The sequence below is a fragment of the Streptomyces sp. TLI_55 genome (assembly GCF_900206255.1).
Lineage (GTDB): Bacteria > Actinomycetota > Actinomycetes > Streptomycetales > Streptomycetaceae > Streptomyces > Streptomyces aquilus.
Map to the genome: position 1 here is coordinate 8,641,053 of NZ_OAOJ01000001.1, position 17,628 is coordinate 8,658,680.

At 70.2% G+C, this 17,628-nt stretch carries 20 protein-coding genes; 2 read left to right on the forward strand and 18 right to left on the reverse strand.

Features of this window, described 5'->3' with window-relative positions; all coding sequences use genetic code 11:
• Positions 1–7: 7 nt before the first annotated feature.
• Together CRP56_RS39630 and CRP56_RS39635 are read right to left on the reverse strand one after the other, a co-directional pair.
• The gene (locus CRP56_RS39630) at positions 8–814 is read right to left on the reverse strand and encodes an alpha/beta hydrolase (RefSeq protein ID WP_097274943.1); all 807 of its coding nucleotides are present in this window, start codon (positions 812–814) and stop codon (positions 8–10) included.
• Between the two features lie 72 nt (positions 815–886).
• On the reverse strand, positions 887–1,492 hold the full coding sequence (locus CRP56_RS39635; RefSeq protein ID WP_097272470.1) for a dihydrofolate reductase family protein: 606 nt from the start codon (positions 1,490–1,492) through the stop codon (positions 887–889).
• A 249-nt stretch (positions 1,493–1,741) separates the two neighbouring features.
• Here CRP56_RS39635 and CRP56_RS39640 point away from each other — a divergent pair, with 249 nt between their 5' ends.
• Entirely contained in the window at positions 1,742–1,996 is a 255-nt protein-coding gene (locus CRP56_RS39640) for an amphi-Trp domain-containing protein (protein ID WP_097272472.1), read from the forward strand.
• Positions 1,997–2,017: 21 nt separating this feature from the next.
• Here the strand turns inward: CRP56_RS39640 and CRP56_RS39645 are convergent, their stop codons facing one another.
• The 3 genes from CRP56_RS39645 to CRP56_RS39655 all read right to left on the reverse strand — a co-directional run bounded on the left by CRP56_RS39645 (position 2,018) and on the right by CRP56_RS39655 (position 3,399).
• Complete coding sequence (locus tag CRP56_RS39645) at positions 2,018–2,320, reverse strand: SHOCT domain-containing protein (protein WP_097272474.1); 303 nt, start codon at positions 2,318–2,320, stop codon at positions 2,018–2,020.
• 79 nt (positions 2,321–2,399) lie between these two features.
• Complete coding sequence (locus CRP56_RS39650) at positions 2,400–2,840, reverse strand: DUF6325 family protein (RefSeq protein WP_097274945.1); 441 nt, start codon at positions 2,838–2,840, stop codon at positions 2,400–2,402.
• Between the two features lie 184 nt (positions 2,841–3,024).
• On the reverse strand, positions 3,025–3,399 hold the full coding sequence (locus CRP56_RS39655; RefSeq protein WP_097272476.1) for a winged helix-turn-helix transcriptional regulator: 375 nt from the start codon (positions 3,397–3,399) through the stop codon (positions 3,025–3,027).
• Positions 3,400–3,576: 177 nt separating this feature from the next.
• Here CRP56_RS39655 and CRP56_RS39660 point away from each other — a divergent pair, with 177 nt between their 5' ends.
• The gene (locus tag CRP56_RS39660; protein WP_097272478.1) at positions 3,577–4,461 is read left to right on the forward strand and encodes an NAD(P)-dependent oxidoreductase; all 885 of its coding nucleotides are present in this window, start codon (positions 3,577–3,579) and stop codon (positions 4,459–4,461) included.
• A 37-nt stretch (positions 4,462–4,498) separates the two neighbouring features.
• Here CRP56_RS39660 and CRP56_RS39665 read toward each other — a convergent pair whose 3' ends face one another.
• The 13 genes from CRP56_RS39665 to CRP56_RS39725 all read right to left on the reverse strand — a co-directional run bounded on the left by CRP56_RS39665 (position 4,499) and on the right by CRP56_RS39725 (position 17,592).
• On the reverse strand, positions 4,499–6,109 hold the full coding sequence (locus CRP56_RS39665) for a flavin monoamine oxidase family protein (RefSeq protein ID WP_097272480.1): 1,611 nt from the start codon (positions 6,107–6,109) through the stop codon (positions 4,499–4,501).
• Positions 6,110–6,438: 329 nt separating this feature from the next.
• Positions 6,439–7,395 carry a sugar phosphate isomerase/epimerase family protein gene (locus tag CRP56_RS39670; RefSeq protein WP_097272481.1) on the reverse strand — a complete coding sequence of 319 codons (957 nt, stop codon included), beginning with the start codon at positions 7,393–7,395 and terminating at the stop codon, positions 6,439–6,441.
• Positions 7,392–8,000 (reverse strand): nucleoside deaminase, encoded by a 609-nt coding sequence (locus CRP56_RS39675; protein WP_097272483.1) that lies wholly within the window; start codon positions 7,998–8,000, stop codon positions 7,392–7,394. Before CRP56_RS39675 ends, CRP56_RS39670 begins: the two co-directional genes overlap by 4 nt.
• A gap of 16 nt (positions 8,001–8,016) precedes the next feature.
• Positions 8,017–9,576, reverse strand: a complete 1,560-nt coding sequence (locus CRP56_RS39680; protein ID WP_097272486.1) for a GMC oxidoreductase — start codon at positions 9,574–9,576, stop codon at positions 8,017–8,019.
• 46 nt (positions 9,577–9,622) lie between these two features.
• Positions 9,623–10,789 carry an ROK family transcriptional regulator gene (locus CRP56_RS39685; RefSeq protein WP_257041580.1) on the reverse strand — a complete coding sequence of 389 codons (1,167 nt, stop codon included), beginning with the start codon at positions 10,787–10,789 and terminating at the stop codon, positions 9,623–9,625.
• Positions 10,789–11,208 (reverse strand): carboxylesterase family protein, encoded by a 420-nt coding sequence (locus CRP56_RS39690; protein WP_257041581.1) that lies wholly within the window; start codon positions 11,206–11,208, stop codon positions 10,789–10,791. Before CRP56_RS39690 ends, CRP56_RS39685 begins: the two co-directional genes overlap by 1 nt.
• The gene (locus tag CRP56_RS39695; RefSeq protein WP_257041582.1) at positions 11,205–12,107 is read right to left on the reverse strand and encodes a carbohydrate ABC transporter permease; all 903 of its coding nucleotides are present in this window, start codon (positions 12,105–12,107) and stop codon (positions 11,205–11,207) included. The genes CRP56_RS39690 and CRP56_RS39695 overlap by 4 nt, the downstream gene beginning before the upstream one ends.
• Positions 12,104–13,021, reverse strand: a complete 918-nt coding sequence (locus CRP56_RS39700; RefSeq protein ID WP_097272490.1) for a carbohydrate ABC transporter permease — start codon at positions 13,019–13,021, stop codon at positions 12,104–12,106. The genes CRP56_RS39695 and CRP56_RS39700 overlap by 4 nt, the downstream gene beginning before the upstream one ends.
• Positions 13,022–13,028: 7 nt before the next feature.
• Complete coding sequence (locus tag CRP56_RS39705; RefSeq protein WP_097272492.1) at positions 13,029–14,327, reverse strand: extracellular solute-binding protein; 1,299 nt, start codon at positions 14,325–14,327, stop codon at positions 13,029–13,031.
• Between the two features lie 223 nt (positions 14,328–14,550).
• Entirely contained in the window at positions 14,551–15,390 is an 840-nt protein-coding gene (fabI, locus tag CRP56_RS39710) for an enoyl-ACP reductase FabI (RefSeq protein WP_097272494.1), read from the reverse strand.
• Positions 15,387–16,097: an SDR family oxidoreductase gene (locus tag CRP56_RS39715; RefSeq protein ID WP_097272496.1), complete on the reverse strand. Its 711-nt coding sequence runs from the start codon at positions 16,095–16,097 to the stop codon at positions 15,387–15,389. Before CRP56_RS39715 ends, fabI begins: the two co-directional genes overlap by 4 nt.
• Positions 16,094–17,341 (reverse strand): beta-ketoacyl-[acyl-carrier-protein] synthase family protein, encoded by a 1,248-nt coding sequence (locus CRP56_RS39720; RefSeq protein ID WP_179851232.1) that lies wholly within the window; start codon positions 17,339–17,341, stop codon positions 16,094–16,096. Before CRP56_RS39720 ends, CRP56_RS39715 begins: the two co-directional genes overlap by 4 nt.
• On the reverse strand, positions 17,341–17,592 hold the full coding sequence (locus CRP56_RS39725; protein WP_097272498.1) for an acyl carrier protein: 252 nt from the start codon (positions 17,590–17,592) through the stop codon (positions 17,341–17,343). Before CRP56_RS39725 ends, CRP56_RS39720 begins: the two co-directional genes overlap by 1 nt.
• Positions 17,593–17,628: the final 36 nt, after the last annotated feature.

Consider the following 17,628-nt stretch of genomic DNA (forward strand, 5'->3'; position numbering starts at 1 on the left):
AGCGGCGTCATCCGATGCCGGGGGCGGTGCGGGGGTACAGCGTGCGCAGGCCCTCGTTCAACGCGTACGGCAACGCCGACCCGTGGGTCTGTCTGGGGTACAGGCGGGAGGTGAGCTCCAGGGACGGGTAGTCGCGCAGTCGCAGCAACTGCGCCATGCGGGTCATCGACCCGACGATGTCGGCGGCGGCCAGATAAGGATCGGTCAGCTCCGCCTCGCCCGCGCCGAGGAACACCTTCGCCGCCAGGTCGTCGTGGGTCGTGGCGTACTCGGCTTCCAGCGTGAACAGCAGATCCTCACATCCGCTGAGGGCAGGGCTGGCGGCCAGATAGCGGCCGAAGGCCGCCGGGCGGGACAGCAGGGCGAAGCCGACGAAGTGTCCGCCGCCGGAGAATCCCACGAGGCCGTGGTGGTCGTCGAACCGGAACTCGCGCGCCAACCGCGGGCGCAACTCGTCCACCAGGAACGACAGAAACACCTCGGCCCCGCCGCCCGTCGGCATGTCGCCGGACTGCGCTTCCATGTGCGCGCCGCCGGGCCCTGCGTTGACCCATCTCGGCCTCGGATAGAAGTCGTGTGTGCGCCGCGCGCCGAACTCGGCGGGATCGCTCTCGTCCGGAGCGCCGACGCCGATCACGATGAGCTCGGCGATCTCCTGCACGGTGTGGAGCCAGTTCATCAGGCCGACGGTCAGCGGGAAGCTGAGGGAGGCGTCTGTCACCCACAGGACGGGGTAGCCGCGGTCATCGTGCTCGTACGACGGAGGGAGCGCGATGTGTACATCGTGCGGCCAGGGCACACCGGTCCCCTGCATCCGTCTGGGGGGCAGGACCTGATACGTGTGCCGGGGCAGTGACACAACTTCCTCCTGCTGGTCAGTCTGGCGTCATGCCGAGGTGCCGAGTGGAGGGTGGTCGAGTACGCGGGGTTTGTACTCGACCAGTTGGGTGCGGCCGTCGAAGGTGCGGTGGTCGGTCATCTCGAGGGCCACGTCCGGATAGCCGTCGTAGATACGTTCGTCGCCCGTGGCCCCGGTGATCACCGGGAACATCACGACGCGGAAGCGGTCGACGAGTCCGGCCCGGAGCAGGGAGCGGGACAGGCTGAGGCTGCCGATCGTGCTGAGGAGACCCGAGCCGGCCGATTTCATGGCGCGGACCGCCTCTACGGCGTCGTCGCGGACGAGCGTGGAGTTGGCCCATGTCAGGGGCGCTTCGAGGGTGGAGGAGAACACCACCTTGGACGCTTGAGTGAGCTGGTCGACGGATGCTTCTTCTTCGGGACGGAACTCGTCTTGGCCGGCGGGGATCTCGCCTGCGGCGAACCCCGACATCAGGCGGTAGGTTTTCGCTCCCATCAGGTAGGTGACCTCGGGCTGCTCACCGAGCCATGCGAGGTACTCCGGGCCCTCCAGGCCCCAGAACCCGGGCCACCCCTCTCCCGAGGCGTAGCCGTCGAGGGAGGTGATGAAGTCGACGAGAAGCTCCGACATGACGATGTCCTTTCCTGAGGTGTCACGAGCTTGGACCGGACGGAAGCCACGAACTCATCGGCCGTGCCGTGGAGGAACGAGAAAAGCCCATGACGCTGCAGGGGAGCGGCCGGTCGTCGGCCATGTGCCTGCGCCTGTTCACGAGTCTCCGTCCCGCGTCCCACGCCGCCGGCGCCCGCCTCGTCGGGCCGATGCGGCGTGGCGGCGCGACAATGAGAGACGTCGGCTGTTCAGGATCTGGGAGGCACCGTGAGTGATCTCGAGTTCGAACAGAAGCGGACGCTGTCGCGTGTCGAGGCGGCCGACCAGCTCGAGGCCGTGGCGGCCGCGCTCAGACGCGGTGGGCAGGCGGAGCTGGACATCGGCCCGGGCCGGCTGACGGTGCGGATCCCGGACGAGCTGGACACCGAGCTGGAGGTCGAGCTGGAGGACGGCGAGATCGACCTGGAGATCGAGATGTCCTGGCGGACGCCGCAGGCGTCCCGCGCGGCGGACGAGGACTGACGCGCCGGTCGGTGCCCGACGTCAGCCGAGGATCTGGCGCTTCTGGGCCTGCATCTCCTCGTCGGTCAGGATTCCCTGGGCCTTGAGGTCGGCGAGCTGCTTGAGCTGGTCGATCTTGCTGGTCATGTCGTCGCTCGTGGTGGACGGCGCCGCTGTCTGGGGCGGGGCGGGAGGTGGGGCGGCGGCCGGCTGTTCGGAGGCGGGCTGCCGCTGCTCTTGCTGTGCCCAGCGGCCTGCCTGACGCCTGGAGACACGGTTGGACACCGCTGTGGCGGTGCCTGAGATCACGGCGGTCCGTGCGACGCCTCGGAGAAGTCCCGGCATGGTGTGTCCTTAGTGTTGTACGCGGTCAGGAACTGAGGTTCCGGGCTCCCAGGGGAGCCGGGAGAGGCCCGGGGCCGCGTCAGGCGTTCACCGGTCCGCTCGGCGGGGTGGCCTGCTCGAGAGCGTCCAGCGACGCGAGCAGGGCCTGCACCGGGATTCTGCCGCCGGCCACCATCTGGGCGCCGCCGCGTCGCAGCTCGCGGGCCAGCGGCGCGGCCCAGGTGTTCTCGTACACGAGAATCGCGGCTGAGGTGTCCGTCTCCAGTGCCGAGGCCGCGTCCTGCAGGTCGCTGTGGTCGAGCAGGCCTGAGGAGGCTCCTTCGAACACGGTCAGGTCGGCGCCCTCGCCGATGTCCTGAAGTTCCAGCCCGGCCACCGAGCCGTCCGCCTCCTTGCGGACGAACACCAGGTCGAGGATGCGGATGATGCCGCGGTCGACGAGGTCGAGGAGCAGGGGAAATCCCTCTCCCGTCATGCGGTTGCCGGGGAATTCGAGGACCAGGTAGTCGACAGGTCCCATGTCTTCCAGCTCTGTGTTCACGACCACTCCCCAAAGGCGGATTCGGTCCATCGTGGCGTCCGGAGCAAGTGCACCTGGGCGGGCACGTCGGCGACCGCAAGGGTGACTCCTGTCAGCCCATTGCAGCATCGGGCGGGCGGCCCCGCACCTCATGGCGGGGGGCGCGGCAGGATCAGGGCGGTGGTCAGCCCGCTGCCGGGTCCGTCGACGGTGGGGGACCTACGACGGCGAGCCCGTTCTGGCGAAGTCGCTCGCTTCCCCAAGCACCGAGCGGGCGCAATGCCTCGTTGAGCGCCGTGCCTGCCTCCGTGAGTGAGTACTCGACCTTCGGCGGCACCTCTGCATAGACCTTGCGGTGGATGAGCCCGTCCTCCTCCATCTGGCGGAGGTGCTGGGTGAGCATCTTCTCGCTCACTCCGGGGAGCGCTCGACGCAACTCCGCGAAGCGGCGGGTGCCGTGGGCATGCAACTCCCACAGGACGAGGCCCTTCCACTTTCCGCTCACGACATCCAGCGCGGCATCGATTCCGCAGATGTAGGGACCTCGACGGGCAGGCATGGGCACCTCGCTGGGTTCGGGTGGGTGGGGGTACTTACCAACTGGTGTGTACCCCACTATTCAGTCGGTACTTCCGAAGGACGATGGCGAAGGCGAAGCTGGTCGGCAAGTGATCAAGAGCAGCAGCGATCAAGCGATCCGGCTATCAAATCCCAGCGTCTTCAAGGAGTTTCACGCATGCCCACTCGCTCACCTGTCACCGTGCTCGGTCTCGGGCCGATGGGCCAGGCCATGGCCCGATCCCTCATGCGCGCCGGACACCCGGTCACGGTGTGGAACCGCACGCCACGTCGTGCCGAGGACGTGGTCGCGGCAGGGGCACAACTCGCCGACACACCCGCGCAGGCCATCGAGGCCGGCGAGCTCAGCATCCTCAGCCTGACCGACTACCAGGCGATGTGGGACGTCCTGGGCGACGCGACGGCGTCTCTACGGGGGCGGACCCTGGCCAATCTCAGCTCCGACACCCCGGACCGCACCCGTGAGGCCGCGGCATGGGCGGCCGACCACGGAGCGACGTTCCTGACCGGCGGTGTGATGGTGCCGGCCCCGATGATCGGCACCGAGGCGGCGTACGCGTACTACAGCGGACCACGTGAGGCGATGGAACGGCATCGGGAAACACTGACCCGGATCGGGACGCCGCGCTATCTCGGCGAGGACCCCGGCCTGGCCCAGCTGATGTACCTGGCGCATCTCGACGTGTTCCTCACCACGCTGTCGTCACTCACGCACGCCATCGCACTGCTGCAGTCGGAGGGCCTCAAGGCGAGCGACGTCTTCCCTGAGCTGATGCCGACCCTGGTCGGCATCCCGGCCGTGCTGGAGGCGGGCGGGAGCCCCGCCGCCCAGATCGACGCAGGCGAACACCCGGGCAACCTGAGCACCGCGACGATGATGGGGGCCACCGCCGACCACATCGTCGCGGCGAGTGAGCGGGCCGGCATCGATCTCGCCCTGCCTCGCGCGGTTCAGCGCCACTACGCTCGCGCGATCGACGACGGACACGGCGGCGACAATTGGACCCGCATCATCGACGGCATCCGCACACCGAACCCGTAGGTCAGGGTCGTACCGATCACGACCTCCGTGCACCGCTTCACACGGCCATGACCCTTTCGTGGATGTCGGTCACGACCTTGCGGGCCGAGCTGAACGCGCCGTGCTGCCAGGCGATGACATGGCTGAGCCAGTCGCCGGCGAAGTAGACGTGCCCGGCCGGCTGGTTGAGCAGCTTGTACTCGGGACCGGTCTGCGAGGGCCAGCCCACCCATCCCGCCTCGATGTGGGGCGTGCGATGCCAGGCCACGCTGAAGGAGTGATCGAGTTCGGTGCGGTACTTGGCACCGTGGATCTTCACGCCCCGGCTCACCGCCCGCGCGACGCGCTCGGCGTGCGGCAGATCGCTGTACGCGACGGCGTTGGCACCGAAGTTGTAGTAGCCGATGAGTGTGCCGCGGCGGCCCTGGTAGCCGTACGAGGGGTACCAGATCGTGGCCAGGTCGGTGTCGGTCGGCGTGATGCCGCCGTAGATGTGCTCGTCTGTCTCCCACCAGCGGCTGCGGTACTCAAGCCCGACCTTGCCGACGGGGGTCGGGGTGGCGTACTTCAGCGCGGCGGTGACGTTCGTGCCGAGGTTGTGCTTGAGGCGGGCCATGACCATCGGCGGCATGGCCGCGACGACGAAGTCGGCGCGCTGGGTGCGGATCCGGCCGCCGGTGTCCTGGTACGTGACCTCGGCACCGTCCTGCAGGTCCTTGACCTCCTGCACTGTGGCGCCATAGGTGATGCGGTGTGGGCCGATGGCCTTGGCCAGGGCGTACGGGATGGCGTCCATGCCGCCCACCGGCTGGAACATCAACATGGCCTGGTCGTAGCCGAATTCGAAGGCGAAGCGCTGCCCCACGCCGCTGGCGACGACGTCCGACAACGTTGGCACCGGGCCGAGGACCGTGCCGTCCTCGAAGGCCGCGCCCGGTTCGACGGCGTAGCCCCGCCGGTCGGTGCCGGTGTAGGCGTAGCCGTCGGCCTTGCCCTTGATGGCGCCGAAGCTCTGCAGGAACGCGATCAGTTGCTCCTTGTCCTGCGCGGTCAGCCGTGCGTCAAGGGCGCCCTGGTCGGTGGCCTTGGCGAGCAGTTCGGAGACGTAGCCGTAGACGTCGGCCTTCGCCGTGCGCCAGCGCATGGGCTTGCCCGCGAGTGCGGCACTGTTCTCGTGGTAGATGTACGCGTTGGCGTTCTGGTTGGTGAACACCTGGAGTTCGACGCCGAGTTCGCGGCAGTACTCGAGGGTGACGTGGGACTGCGGCAGCCGGGCCGGGCCCGCGTTCATGTACTGGCCCTTGGTGAACGACGCCGTCTGCGTGCGCCCGTCGAGGTCGGTCAGCTTGGTGCCGCCGCGGACCGTCCAGTTGCGGCCCCCGGGGCGGTCGTTCGCCTCCAGGATCCGGCAGTCGTAACCGGCCTTGCCCAGCTCGTACGCCGTCGCCAGGCCGGCTATGCCGCCGCCGAGCACGAGCACCTTCTTGCCGCCGCGCCCGGTGAGCGCGAAGTCGCTTGGCTGGGGCGCCCGGTACTCGTCCGCCCGTACGTCGGGCACCGGGGCGAGCCCGAGTGCGCCCATCGCCGAATACAGGACTCCGGCGCCACCCGCGGCGCCGACGGATCTCAGGAAGTCACGGCGGGACGAGGGGGATTGCTCTGCAGCCATCAATTCCTCCGTGGGGGGAGTTGCCGAGGGGACCGGAGGTGCGTCCCCATGAGCCTCCGTCAGGGCTGTTTCAGCGCCATGCCACTGACGTAACGCGTAATTCAGGTGCTCATCGAGGACTGCCGTACTACGGTGAACCTCGTTCAGGTGCGCAGGTTGCGGCTACTTCTCCTGCAAAGAGAGCAACGCGGGTTCGAATCCCGTCGCCGGCTTACGGCCGGTGTCGTCCAGCGGCCCAGGACGCTACGTCGCCGCCGCCGATCTTGATCTCTGAACACTACGGCGCAAGCCGCCCGCCACGGGGGAAACCGGCGGGCGGCTTTGCCGCGTCAGATTCGCGCGTTCCGCGCCACGGCCATCCCCGCCCGGAGCGCGGCGACCGGATCGGATGCCTCATCGAGTTCGATGAGTACGGTGTCGGCGCCGGGAGTTCGTGACATCTCGGCGGCCCATTCGGTGAAGTCCACCATGCCCGTGCCCAGTTCCGTCATGTAGGGCTGTTGCCGCGCGAAGACCGTTTCGTCGATGGTCAGTTGGACGTCGATCGGCTTGACCGCGTCCTTCCAGTGCGCCAGTGCGATGCGCTGGGAATGACGGCGCGCGACCGCGACGGGGTCGCCTCCGCCGAGCGCGATGTGGCAGGAGTCGGGGCAGAGCCAGACGTAGCGCGGATCGGTCAGGGCCATGAACAGGTCGATGTCCCGCTCGTACCAGAGCGTGCTGTTGGACTCGGTGTGGAAGGCCAGGCGCACTCCGTGGTGGGCGACGGCCTCGCCCACCACGTGTGCGATGTCGGCCATGCGGGTCATGTAGGCGGCGTCGACGAAGAACGGGGGACGCGTGCCGAACGTGGCCCGCATGGGCAGTCCGGCGACGAGAATGTCCGCCCCGACTTCGGTGAGGAAGGCCGCGCGTCGCTCGGCGTCGGCGACGATCGCGGGCAGATGCGAGCCCTGCCGCCAGTCGAGGCCTTCGCTCGCCGCGATGAAGGCGCTCACGACGGACAGACCGCGGGCCGCGAGCTCGCGCCGGAACGACGGGGCGTCACCGAAGGTCCGAAGGAGCGAGTCGATATCGCCGGGCGCGAAGGTCAGTTCGATGCCGGTGACGCCTGCCTCGGTCAGTGCGTCCAGCACCCGTTCCCAGAAGCGCTCCGGGTTCTTGGCGGCCCATTCACGGAAGGCGTCGGCGGAGTCCAGTCCCCAGAACTCCGGGTGGTAGAAGGTGACGAGGTCGGTTGCGAAGCGGGGCTGCGCGGCGTGAGTCTCCGGGGTCGGTCGTGTCATGCGGCACCTGCGCGGGCGTTGTAGACGACCGTGCCGTCGGCGTCGACGGCTTTGCGGTAGGCGCGGAACACGGCGAGCGCCTCGTCGCGGAGCACGTCCCCGGTGACCTCGATGCCGCGTGCCTGGAACTGCTCGGCCCAGTCCGCGCCGAGCGGGCCCTCGTCGAACGTGGTGATCTCCTCGAGTTCCGGGCCCTCGCCGGCGACCACCAGGCCGCGCACCCCGGACCACATCGTCGCGCCGTAACACTGGACGCACGGACGCCAGTTCACGACGAGTTCGTGGGCCGGCATTCCGTCGCCGCCGAGGTCCCAGCCGCCGACAGCCGTCTGGGCCAGTGAGAGCGCGACGACCTCGGCGTGCGCGCTGGAGACGCCGGAGGCGAGGACGACGTTCACTCCCGCCGAGACGATCCGGCCGGTGTCCCGCTCGGCGACGAGCGCCGCGAACGGGCCGCCGTTGCCCTCACGCCAGTTGCGGTCGGCGAGTCGGTGGACGAGGCGCATCCGGTCGTCGCGGCCGGGTAGGACGGCGGGCACGTCGGCGAGTTCGTCGTCGATCCACGCGGGCAGCGCCACGCGGTATTCCTTGGGGATGTCCAGCATGGGATGGGGGTTCCTCTCAGTGAGCGGTGAGTCCATGCGCCGGGAGTCCATGAGCGGCTCGCGCGCGGGACCGTTCGACGACGGCGCGGGCGGCGCGTACGGCCGTCACCGCACCGGTCAGGGTGACGTTGGCCGCCATCGCGGTGGGGATGACGCCGTTGCCGGCGAGGTACAGGTTGTCGTACCCCCACACCCGGCCGTCCGGGCCGCACACGCTGGTGCCGTCGTCGGTGGTGCCCGACCGGACGGTGCCCGTCTGGTGCAGGGACGAGCCGGGTGGCAGCACGGCTCGTTCGGTGGCGGGATCGAAGGTGCCGAACGCCTCGGCGAGTGAGGTGACTTCGTCGAGTGCCCGCCGGATGAGTGCCCGGTCGGTGGCCGAGTAGTCGAACTCGATGCTCATGCGCGGCATCCCGGCGAGGTCCGTTTCCGTCGGCGAGAACACGAGCCGGTTCTCCGGGCGCGACTCGACGGGGACGTACAGCGACAGGCCCACCGAGTGCGCGAGGGGGTGGCCGTCCTCGTCGACGTAGGTGCGGTTCATGATCTGGCCGTGGAACGGCTGGGCCCCTCCGTTGCGGGGCAGCCACAGCGAGTCCGTGCTGAACTCGCCGGGGCGCGGCAGGGGCAGGGTGGTGCGGTCGAGGCCGAACCGGTCGAGGTCGAGCAGGACGCGGGCGGTGACGAAGGCATGCTCGTTGAGGTACCGGCCCAGCGCTTCGGGCCGGATCCCGGAGGCGAACAGCAGCTGGGGGGTGCGCAGCGCGTCGGCGCACACCACCACGGTGTCCGCGAGGAGTTCCGACTCGGCACCGTCGGCTGTGCGGCGCAGCCGGACACCGGCGACCCGGTCGTCGTCGCGCACGATGAGCGACGTCACGAGGGTTCCGGTCACGAGGGTGAACGCCGGGTCCCCACCGGTCGCGATGGCGGTGAAGATCGTCCCTGGGGCCGTGCGCGGCATCGGGCCCGATGCCGTCGTGGAGACCGCCATGGGCATCGGCTGCGGGCGCCGGTCCTCCGGTCCGACAGCGGCGTAGCGGCGGCGCAGGACGTCGAGGACCGTCCGGCCGACGTCGGTGGGGCCGATCGCGCAGGGGGTGACCGCGAGCAGTCGGCGGGCGGTGTCCAGATCTGCCGCCCAGCGGTCCGGGGCGCCGAAGTCGAAGACCTCGTCGCCGGCGGGCCACGGTGTCGCGGCGGTCCAGTGCACGCCCATCCCGCCCGCGTTCCACGCGAGCGCCGTCGCGGGCATCGCCTCGGCGCCGTGGCCGAAGGCCAGGGCGTGGAACATGCCGGGCGTCAGACCGGCCAGGCTTTCCGGGAGGTCACGGACCACCTCGGCGCCCGTGTACATGCCTTGGATGCCGGTGGCGACCTGTTCGTTGTAGCGGGACCAGAGGACCGGGTCGTCGAGGTCGTGCAGGTGCAGGCCGGGCGTCTCGCCGATCGGCGATCCGGCGTCGACCATCGTGAGGCCGAGCGTGGGATCGGCCTCGCGCAGCAGCCGGGCCACGACGGATCCCATGATGCCGCTGCCCACGATGAGAACGTCGGTGCGGGGGGTGTCGGTCACGAGGAAACTCCATGGGGGACGCCACTGGGGCGGATGTGTGCGGGGGTCACGCGCGGGGGACCAGCGGGCCGAACAGTTCGGTGTCCATGCGGTCGAGGGCCAGCTTCACGGCGCCGACGAGCGCGGCGTCGTGTCCCAGACCGGTGGCGCGTACCTCGACCGCGGGCGTACGGGCGTCGCGCAGCGCCTCGCGTACCCGGGGCAGCAGCACGTCGGCCGCGTCCTCCAGGCCGCCGCCGAGGACGATGAGCGAGGGGGCGACGGTCCACGACAGCGTGGTGAGGATCGACGCGATGTTCTCGACGAACTCGTCGACCTCCGCGAGCGCGACCGGGTCGCCGGCCCGGGCCGCGTCGAAGCGGTCGAGCGCGACGCGCTTCCGGTCCGGTTCCGGGGACGTCAGCCATGCCACGGGGCGATCCTCGATCGGGCTGGTCGCCATCGACCGGGCCTCGACGATCTCACCCGCGGCGCCGTCCAGTCCGCGGTGCACGGTTCCGCGGATGAGGATGCCGAGGCCCGTCCGGTTCCCGAGCACCGCCCATACGAGGTTGTCGTGATCACCGCCGACGCCCCGCCAATGCTCCGCGAGCGCGCCGAGGTTGGCGTCGTTGTCCGCGAACCAGGGCATTCGGATCCGCCGCGCGAGCTGTTCGGGCAGGTGCACACCCTCCCAGCGCGTCGTGTGGACCAGACGACGTACGACTCCGTCGTCGTCGATCGCGCCGCCGTTCGCGACCGCCCCGGCGCGCAGCCGGTCCGTCGACCCGCCCGCGTTGTCGAGCGCTTCGAGGACCAGTGCCGCGGCGTCGTCGAGGGTGGCGTGTGGATCCTGGTAGGCGCGCAGCCGCCGGTGCGCCCGGCCGAGGATGCGGCCGCGGACATCGGCGACGACCGCGGAGACGTCCGAGGTGGTGATGCACACGGCGGCCAACAGCGCGTTCTCGGCCCGTAGTTCGTAGCGGCGAGCGGGGCGCCCGGCGCAGCCGCTGGTCGGCACGCGCTCCAGCTCGGTCACCCAGCCAGCCGCTACGAGCGAGTCCAGGACGAGTTCGATGGTGCGACGGGAGAGGCCGACGTGCTCGGCGAGCGCCGTCAGGGTCGTGGGCCCGGCCGACACGGCCAGTGCGCGCAGGATGACCGAGGTGTTGACGCGTCGGACGGCGCTCTGGTTCATCCCGTTCATGCGGGAGGCGAGGTTTGTTCGGGGCATCAGCGCACCTCCGCCCGCATGGCCCACGCCGGCTCTCGGCCCTCGACGAAACCGACCAGGTCGGAGTGCATGAGTGTGACCAACTGTCCGGACGGTTCGGGCCCCAGGGCTTCCGCGACACCGTCGGGGGCGGCCGGCGCGACGACGGACAGGTTCAGCACGTCCTCGCCGGGAACCGACGGCTCTGGCACGGTGGTCGTCATGAACAGCGGCACCTGCTGCGCGGTGGGGCCGTGCCGGGACGCGTCGTACGGCTCCGTGAACCGGCGTGCCCCGGTGGGTGGTTCGGCGTGGGGGATGCCGAGGAAACGCCGTAGCTGTCCGGTGCCACGGGCGACGACGGTTCCGGCGGGAGCATGCACGGTGACCGGCTCGCCGGGCGCGTCGAGAGAGGCCATCCGGACGTCCGACGCGGTCACCGCATGCCCGTTCCGGCGATGCCCCGCACGAAGTGACGTTGCAGGAAGAGGAAGAGCACCAGCACGGGCAGCATCACCACGATCGCACCGGCGAGCATCAGCCCGTAGTCGGTGACGTGCGCCGCGGCCTGGCTGGTGGCGGCGAGGCCCACCGGCAGCGTGTAACTGGACGTGCTCTGGGCGACGATGAGCGGCCAGATGAAGTTGTTCCACGAGAACAGGAACGACATGATCGTGACCGTCGCGACCGCGGGACCGGCCAGCGGCAGGAAGATCCGGAAGAAGATCCGGAACTCGCCCGCGCCGTCGATCCGGGCCGCCTCCAGCAGTTCGTCGGGGATCGACAGCGCGTACTGCCGCATGATGAAGACCGACAGGGGCAACGCCATGGCGGGCAGGGCGATACCGGTGAGGGTGTCCGCCAGCCCCAGGTCCACGGTGATCACGAACTGGGGGACGAACACCGCGGTGAACGGCACCATCAGCGCGGCCATGACCGCGCCGAACGCGATCCGCCTGCCCGCGAAGTCGAGTTTCGCGAGCGCGTAACCGGCGGCCGAGGCCGCCACGATGTTGCCGATCACCACGATCGCGGCGACCACGATGCTGTTGACCAGGAACCGGCCGAAGCCCTCGGTGGCGAACAGCCGGGTGAAGTTGTCGAGGGTGACGTCGTGCGGAAGCCAGGCACCGGGATCGGAGCGGATCTCGTCGAGGCTGCGCAGCGATCCGCTGAGCACCCAGAGGAACGGCAGCAGGGTGAGCAGGGCACACAGCACCAGGGCGCCGTACAGCAAAGGCCGGGCGACGGACCGGGGGCGCACGGCGATCCGGTTGGTGATGGTGGCCGTGCCTGCGCTCTTCGACTCGTGCTTCTTCAACGTCGCTACGTCGGTCATGTGCGCGGCCTCAGCAGTCGGAACTGGACGACGCTCACCAGGCCGATGAGCAGGAGCGTCACGAAGGAAGCGGCCGAGGACACCCCGAACTCACCGGCCCCGAACTGGCGGTAGGTGTACAGCGCCACCGATTCGGTGGAGCCCAGCGGGCCGCCGTTGGTGAGCAGGTACGGCTCGTCGAAGACCTGGAGGTAGAAGACGGTCAGCAGCACCGTCACCACCAGGGTGGTGGGCAGCAGCAGGGGCAGGGTGATGTGCCGCAACTGCCGCCACCGGCCGGCCCCGTCGATGGCGGCAGCCTCGTACACCTCCCGTGGTACCGCCTGCAGTCCGGCGAGGAACAACACCATCGCGTAGCCGAAGTTGCGCCAGATCCCGAGCAGGATGACCACGGGCATGGCCAGGTCGGGGTCGTCCAGCCAGTTGGGCCCGGCGAAGCCGGCGGCGCCGAACACCTCGTTGACGGTGCCGTTCGCGTTGAAGGCGTACTGCCAGATCAACGCGACCGCCACGATGTTCGTGACGACCGGTGCGAAGAAGACCGTACGGAACACGCCGCGCAGCCGCCGGATGCCGGAGTTCACCGCGAGCGCCAGCGCCAGCCCGATCCCCATGGTGAGCGGCACTCCGACGGCCACGAACAGGCCCGTGTTGAGGAGGTCCCGCAGGAAGCTGTCGTCCCGGAACAGACGGAGGTAGTTGTCGAACCCGACGAGGTCGACGGCGAACGGATGACGCAGATCCATGCCCCGCAGGTCGGTCAGGCTGAACCCGAGCGCGGCGACGGTGGGAACCGCCGTGTACAGCAGGAAGACGAGGGTGAACGGGGCGAGGAACAGCCACGCCACAGCCGTACGACGGACACCCCGGGAGCGCCGGTCCTTGCGCGGCGACGCCGCGGTCACGGTGGTCATCCGGGGGTCACTCCGCACCCGAGCCGAGGCTCTCGGCGTACGCCTGAACCTTCGCGGCCGCCTTCTCGGCGCTCTGGGTGCCCTTGGCCACGCCCTCCATCTCCTTGCCCAGCCGGGTCGCGACCTGCTGCCAGGTGCTCACCTGAGGGAAGGCCCGGGTGTTCTTCATCTGGGTGAGAAAGGCGTCCAGCAGTGGCTGATCGGCGATGGCCGGGTCGTCCCAGGAGGACACGACGGCCGGAAGCGAGCTGTACGCCTTGTACTGCGCGACCTGGGTGCTCGGCTTCGCGAGGTACCGGACGAGCTTCCACGAGGCGTCCGCGTTGCCGCTGCTCGCGAGGACACCCCAGGTGCCCCCGCCGGCGAAGGACGTGCTGCCCGACGACCCGGCCGGCAGTGGTGCGGTGGCGACGTGGGACGCCGTCCAGCCGGGCTTCTTCGCGGCGGTGTCGAGCTGGCCGACGACCCAGGGACCCGTGATCATGCAGGCGGTCTTGCCGGAGACGAAGTACGGCTGGGCGTCGAGGAACGTGGGCCCGCTCGGGTCGGCGGTGCCGGAGGTGAAGAACGACGCGTTGAACTTGAGGGCGTCGACCGTCGCCGGAGAGTCGAGGGTCCACTTGCCGCCCGCGGAACGGAGCGAGCCGCCGGCCTGCCAGGCGTACATCGCGACGTCCTGGCCGTTGAAGATGTCCCAGCCGATGTCGGCCCCGAGGCCGCGCGCGGCGCCCGCGTCCTGGAGCGCCTTCAGGAACGGCACCGTCGCGGCCCAGGTGGCCGGCGCCTTCACGCCCGCCTTCTCGGCGAGGTCGGAGCGGTAGACGAGCGCGTAGGTGTACGCGTACCAGGGCACGGTGTAGGCGACGTCCTTGACGACGCCGGCGTCCCAGAGGCTCTTGAAGAAGCCGTTCGGGTCGACGAGGCCGTCCGGAACGGGCCGGAGGATCGACGGATCGAGGAACTGCGCCTGCGCCTCGGGGAAGAACTGGGCCAGGTCGGGTCCCTTGCCCGCGGCGATCGCCGACTGGAGCTTGGTGTAGTACTCGGCGTTCGGGATCAGCGTGATCTTCACGTCGAGGCCGGGGTTCGCGGCCTTGAACGGCTTGATGACCTTCTCGAGCACGTCGGCGTCGCCCTGGGGGGCCCAGACCTTGACGGTGCCCGTGGCCGGGGAGCTGTCGACGGGCTTGGCGGAGGCGGTCGCAGCGGTGTCGTCGCCGCGTCCGCAGCCGGCCAGGGCGAGGGTACCGAGGACGGCCATGCCGCTGGTCAGCTGTAGGGCGCTGCGTCTGGACATGTGGGACACGCTGGGCTCCTGCCTCACGAAGGTGCTGAGGGGCTCGCCCGACCTGGCGGCGGTCGGTGCGGCTGACAGCGACGGTAGGAAGGGGGTGTTTCGGCCGCGTGGCCGGAACCGGCCTCGATAATTTCGGAACTTGTAGCGAAATCCGTTGTCACCCCGGTGGGCATGCAGACAGAGGCGGTACGACACAGGTGTGTCGTACCGCCTCCGCCGTGGGGCCGGTGCCTCATGTCATGACCGCGTGCAGCCCTCCGTCGACATGCAGGATCTCGCCGGTGGTGGCCGGCAGCCAGTCCGACAGGAGCACCGCGCAGGCCTTCGCCGTCGGCTCCGGGTCGTGGACGTCCCAGGCGAGCGGCGGGCGGGTTCGCCAGATCTGCTCCATGCGATCCACGCCGGGGATCGAACGCGCGGCCAGGGTGCGGACCATGCCCGCGGCGACCAGGTTGACGCGGATGCGGCGTTCGCCGAGGTACAGGGCCAGGTAGCGGGTGACGGACTCGAGCGCGGCCTTGGAGACGCCCATCCAGTCGTAGCCGGGCCAGGCCAGCGCCGCGTCGAAGTCGAGGCCCACCACGGACGAGCCTTCCTCCATCAGCGGAAGGCACGCCGTGACCAGGGCCTTGAGGGAGTACGCCGACACTTCCAGCGCCGTCGCCGCGTCCGGCCACGAGGTGTCGAGGAAGGCGCCGCCGAGCGCGGACGGGGGAGCGAACGCGATCGAGTGCACGACGCCGTCGAGACCGCCCAGGTGACCGGCGACCGCGTCCTGCAGCGCGTCGAGATCTTCGCGCTCGGTGACGTCGAGGCGGAGCACGGGCGCGGGCATCGGCAGTCGCTCCGCCATCGCCTCGGTGATGGGCAGGGCCCGTCCGAAGGAGGTCAGGATCACTCTGGCCCCCTGCTGCTGGGCGATCCGCGCCACGTGGAAGGCGATCGAGGTGTCGGAGAGCACCCCGGTGATCAGCAGCCGCTTCCCGGCGAGCAGCCCGCCCGCGGGCCGGGCGGCCCCGGCCGACGGGTCGGCGCTGTCCTCGGCCCTGGTGTCCTGCGCCGCCGTGCTCATACGCCCATCCCGAGACCGCCGCTGACGGGGATGAACGCGCCGGTGATGTACGACGCGTCCGCACCGGCGAGGAAGCGCACCACGTTCGCCACCTCCTCGGGAGTGCCGGGGCGGCCGAGCGCCGTCATGGAGAGGTACTCGGCACGCCGCTTCGGGCTGACGGCCGCCACCATGTCGGTGTCGATGAACCCGGGGGCCACCACGTTGGCCGTGATGCCGCGCCGCCCCAGTTCCCGGGCGAGCGAGCGGGCCAGGCCGGTGAGGCCCGTCTTGGAGGCCGCGTAGTTGGCCTGCCCCGGGGAGCCCAGCATTCCGGAGAAGGACGAGATGAACACGAGCCGGCCCCATCGGCCTTCCAGCATCCCGGGGACGGCGCGCCGCGCCGACCGGAAGGCGCCCACCAGATTGGTGTCGAGGAGTTCCAGGAAGTCCTCGTCGCTGGTCTGCAGTGCGAGCTTGTCCCGCATGATCCCGGCGTTCGCCACCAGGACCTGCACGGGACCGTGCTCGGCCTCGATCTTCTCGTACGCGGTGTCCAGCGACCCGGCATCGGTGACGTCGCAGCGCACGCCGAAGAAGCCCTCGGGAGGCTCGCCCGACCGGTGCCCGACGGCGACCCGGTCGCCCTGCGCGGCGAAGGCGCGGGCGATGGCGAGACCGATGCCGCGGTTGGCCCCGGTGACGAAGACGGACCGGCCTTCGGTCATCGTGTGCCTGCTTTCTGGAGGACGAGGACGGCGTTCTGCCCGCCGAACCCGAAGGAATGGCTCGTCGCGGTCTCGACGCGCTGCTCGCGCGGTGTGCCGCTGACGACGTCGATGTCGATCTGGGGGTCGAGCTTGTCGAGGTTGGCGGTGGGCGGCACCAGACCGTGCTCGACGGTCAGGGCCGTGTACGCCACCTCGATGGCGCCCGCGGCACCGAGCGCGTGCCCCGTGACACCCTTGGTGGAGGTCACCGACGGCCGGCCGACCAGGACCCGGTTGATCAGCTGGGACTCCATCAGGTCGTTCAACTTGGTCGAGGTGCCATGGGCGTTGACGTGGTCGACGGCCTCGGGGGCGACGTCCGCGTCGGCGAGCGCCGAGCGCAGGGCGCGTTCCACGCCCGCGCCCGCCGGGTCCGGCGCGGAGGCATGGTGCCCGTCGGCGCTGGCCCCGAAGCCCGCGACCTGTGCACGGACCGTGCCGCCTCGCGCCTTCGTGTCCCGCTCGCGCTCCAGGACCAGCACGGCCGCCGCCTCCGCGGCCACGAAGCCGCCGCGGTCCGCGTCGAAGGGGCGCGACGCTCCCGCCGGGTCCTCGGTGCGCCGGGACAGTGCGCCCATGCGGTGGTAGGCGGCCATCGGGGTGGGGCTGAGCGGTGCCTCGGAGGCACCGGCGAGCACGATGTCGCACATGCCGGACTGCAGCATCTGCCGTGCGGTGCCGATCGCCGTGACGCCGGAGGCGCAGGCCGTGGCCACGACGAGGTTCGGGCCGAGCGCCCGGCAGTGCATGGCGAGGTATCCGGAGATCATGTTGACCGGCCAGTTCACCATCACCAGCGGTGAGACCTGGTCGGGGCCTTCCTGGTGGTACGCGGTGTGGGCGTCCTCGTAGGAGGCGGTGCCGCCCAGCGCGTTGCCCATGACCACGCCGACCCGGGCGCCGTCCCACCGGTCCGGGTCGAGGCCGGCGTCGGACAGGGCTTCCTGGGCGGCCACCAGGGCGAGTTGGCTGACCCGGTCCAGGCGCCAGGCGGTGGAGCGGCCGAGCAGGGCGTTGGCGTCGAAGCCGGGGACCCGGCAGGAGATGTCCACCGGGAGTCCGGCGAGTGCCGGGTCCCGCTGCGCGGTGGGGCGGCCCGACAGCAGCCGCTCCCAGTTCGCCGCCACTCCGATGCCGGCCGGGGTGACGAGTCCGATGCCCGTGATCGCGACGGGTGTGTCCCGTCCGGCGAGCTCGGTCATCAGGCGCTCCCCGCCGCCGTGTTCACCAGCTCGAAGAGGTCCGAGACGGTGCCGCTGCTGTTGAGGTCCTCGGTGGGTATCACCACACCGAGCTGCTTCTGCAGGGTCAGCGCGACCTCGATGAGCGCGAGCGAGTCCAGTTCGATGTCCTCGAGAACGGTGTCGGGCTTGATGTCCTCGCGCAGGACGCCGAACTTCTCTTCCAGGACCTGGGAGAGGATCTCGAAGGTGGGGGGCACGAAGGTGCTCATGGTGAAGGTGCCTTTCGGGTGGGGGCACCCGGCTCG